Origin of the sequence: Aquiflexum sp. (assembly GCF_041749095.1) — a bacterium.
Classification (GTDB): Bacteria; Bacteroidota; Bacteroidia; order Cytophagales; family Cyclobacteriaceae; genus Aquiflexum.
In genome coordinates this window covers 1-2,989 of the sequence record NZ_JBGTCA010000494.1, presented here as the reverse complement: position 1 = coordinate 2,989, position 2,989 = coordinate 1, and the positions used below count along the sequence as shown (strand labels likewise).

The following is a 2,989-nucleotide window of genomic DNA, read 5'->3' as shown; positions in this document are numbered from 1 at the left end:
TCGCCAATCAGACAGGAGAAAAGACGGCAACTGTAAAACTTACCGCTGTAGCAGGAGCGCCAGCAAGCAATGTCATCAACCAAGACATCACCCAAGACCGTGTTTTGGAAGATATCAATCAAGATCCTTCTGTTCCTGATTATATAGTCACTGCTGATATTGCCGTGAAAGCCAAGCTTACAGTTATGCCGGGAGTGGTGATTGCTTTTGAAGACAAAAAAGGCATGCATATCAATCAATCCGGAGCCTTGATAGCCAAGGGTACTGCGGAGAAGAAGGTCATTTTTACAGGCAAGCAAGCTACAAAAGGATACTGGTCCGGTATTGTATTTACCAATAACAATCCTTTGAACGAATTGCTGCATGTGGAAATAAATTTTGCAGGAGCACGTCCTATCCATCCCATGCCACAAGCTACAGCTATTGGTGTTTCTGAATTGAGCTTTTTAAAGCTTAGCCATACTGTAATCCAGCATTCATCCAGCAATGGTCTTTGGGTACGTAATTCCGGTGTTATCCAATTTTCTAATAATGTTTTTAGACACAATGAAAGCATCAATATCACTCTTCCGGTAAAGGAGGCGCACAAGCTGGATGCAGAATCCGTCATTGAAGCTAAAAATGAGACAGTCAATTATGTCGAGCTTTTGGGCAATGAAATTCAAGAAGACGCTGAGATTGTCTGGAAAAATTTACAGAACAATGTAAAGTACCAAATCAAAGAAGATATGGTTATCAAATCCGCTTTGACCATAGAAAAAGGAGTGAAAATTGGTGTTGCTCCGGACAAATATATCAGGGTAATTACAGATGGCTCTCTGTTGGCAAAGGGTAGCGGTGATGAGCCAATAATTTTTGATGTTTTTCCAGCTGGCTCTGAAAAGTGGAGAGGTTTGGTTGTCAGCACAGGTAATAATGTCAATCGTCTTGAATGGGTGGAGATCAAAAATGCCGGCAACGGTCAGGCCGGATCAGGAATAGATAAAAGTGCGGCAATTGGAATCAGTAATGTGCATGGAAACAGAATCCATTTGAAGCATGTGAAGATACAGGACAGTGATGGATATGGTGTTTATGTAAGTCCTTCAGGCATGTTGGGAGAATTTGATCAGGTGACTTTTTCGGGTATCAAGAATCATGTCATGGCACTTCCTATCAGCATGGTCAGAGGTATTCACGAGTCCCACATCACTACTTCCAATAATCTTAAAAACTCCATTGAGGTTTTTGAAGGTACTATAAATCTTGCAGGGGAAACAATATGGGGTCCGCTTTCGGGAGGAGTAACCTATTATCTACCAAAAAGTATGCAGGTACAATCCGGTTCCGGACTGAAATTGTTGCCTGGAGTAAAAATTGAATTTGGGCAAGATGCGCTGTTGACCATCAATTCAGGTGCATTTTTCACTTCAGTTGGTACACAGGAGCTGCCGATTGAACTTAAGGGTGAGGGTGACCAAAAAGGTTACTGGACAGGTATCCTTATCAAATCCAATAGCATGAAAAACGTAATCAGGTATTCAGTTATTTCCGGAGGAGGAAGCAAACCTATGCCGGGACTTGGAAATGGCCGGGCAAATATTGCTGTGACAGCAGGCACAAGCGGAAGTTTGATCATCGGACAATCAAAAATTGGAAAAGGAAATGGTTGGGGAATAATCGTGGAATCAAACTTTGGGGCCAAACTTAACTTGGATGCAGATACACAAAATGAATTTGAGGATATGACACTTGGTGCTGTAATCAGGATTTAATCCAGTATGAAAATAATATTTATCAGACCCTTTTCCAATTCAGGAAGAGGGTCTGTTTTTTTAGATTAATTTGGACTTAATTTTTTGCTTTTTGAGCAACCAAAATCAAGATTTGCCCATCATATTTGAAAAAGTAAACCTATAATATCATGGAAGGAAGATTAAAAGGTAAAACCGCATTGATAACCGGTTCAGCAAGGGGGATTGGTGAAGCCATAGCCAGACTTTTTCATCAGGAAGGAGCCATTGTCATCATCACAGATATTTTGGTGGATCAAGGTAAAGCCCTGGCCCATGACCTGGGTGAGAGGGCCTATTTTTATCCTCTTGATGTCAAAAATGAAGGGGAGTGGAAAATTATATCAGAAATAGTCACCTTGGAATTTGGTGGCTTGGATATTCTGATCAATAACGCCGGTATTACAGGTTTTCTTGAAACCACAGGTCCCCATGATATAGAAAATGTTGACCGGAAATCCTGGAATGAGGTATTGGACGTAAACCTTGGTGGTACCATGTTGGGATGTAAATACGCTATCCGATGGATGAAAAGAAAAGGAGCAGGAAGTATCATCAACATTTCTTCCAGAAGCGGTATAGTGGGAGTTCCCGGAGCGGCAGCTTATGCAGCCAGTAAAGCAGGGGTTAGGAATCATACCAAATCTGTGGCACTCCACTGCGCTGAAAAGAACTACCATATCCAATGTAACTCTATACATCCCGCTGCCATCATGACCCCAATGTGGGATGCAATGTTGGGTGAAGGTGATAAAAGAAAAGAGATCATTCGTTCAGTGGAACAGGGAATACCTTTGGGCAAATTTGGGGAACCTATCGATGTGGCATATGCTGCGTTGTATTTGGCTTCTGAGGAGTCCAAATATATCACCGGAATCGAATTGAATGTAGATGGTGGGATTTTGGCCGGTGCTGAGGCTAGGGTTGAAAAACAGGATTCCTGACCTGCCAATGACAGATTGGGAGATTTATATTGTTGAACTACAAAAAGCATTCAAGTCTATCATATGACTTGTCGCCTCGAGTTTTCAACATTTTGAAAATGTTCAGAAAAGGAATGACATCAAGTGTCCGCTAGGCAGCCGTCATCCTGAGTCCCCAACATTTTTAAAAAAACATTCAGAAAAGGAATGACATCAAGTTACCCTCTAGGCAGCCGTCATTCTGAGGCACGAAGAATCTCCAGAGGTCCTATTTATGTTTAATATACATTTCCT

The 2,989-nt window shown here is 41.7% G+C and carries 2 protein-coding genes; both read left to right on the top strand.

All coding sequences use genetic code 11. From position 1 onward, the window contains the following. Positions 1 to 1,754, top strand: a 1,754-nt coding sequence (locus tag ACEW8O_RS22655; protein WP_373496910.1) for a hypothetical protein, incomplete at its 5' end; no start/stop codon positions are given. Positions 1,755 to 1,903: 149 nt separating this feature from the next. Continuing rightward, positions 1,904 to 2,716 carry a glucose 1-dehydrogenase gene (locus ACEW8O_RS22650; protein ID WP_373496909.1) on the top strand — a complete coding sequence of 271 codons (813 nt, stop codon included), beginning with the start codon at positions 1,904 to 1,906 and terminating at the stop codon, positions 2,714 to 2,716. The last annotated feature ends 273 nt before the right edge of the window (positions 2,717 to 2,989 follow it).

Excerpts from the sequence above, each read along its gene's own strand:
- ACEW8O_RS22650 (WP_373496909.1), top strand. The coding sequence starts at position 1,904 with ATGGAAGGAAGATTAAAAGGTAAAACCGCATTGATAACCGGTTCAGCA.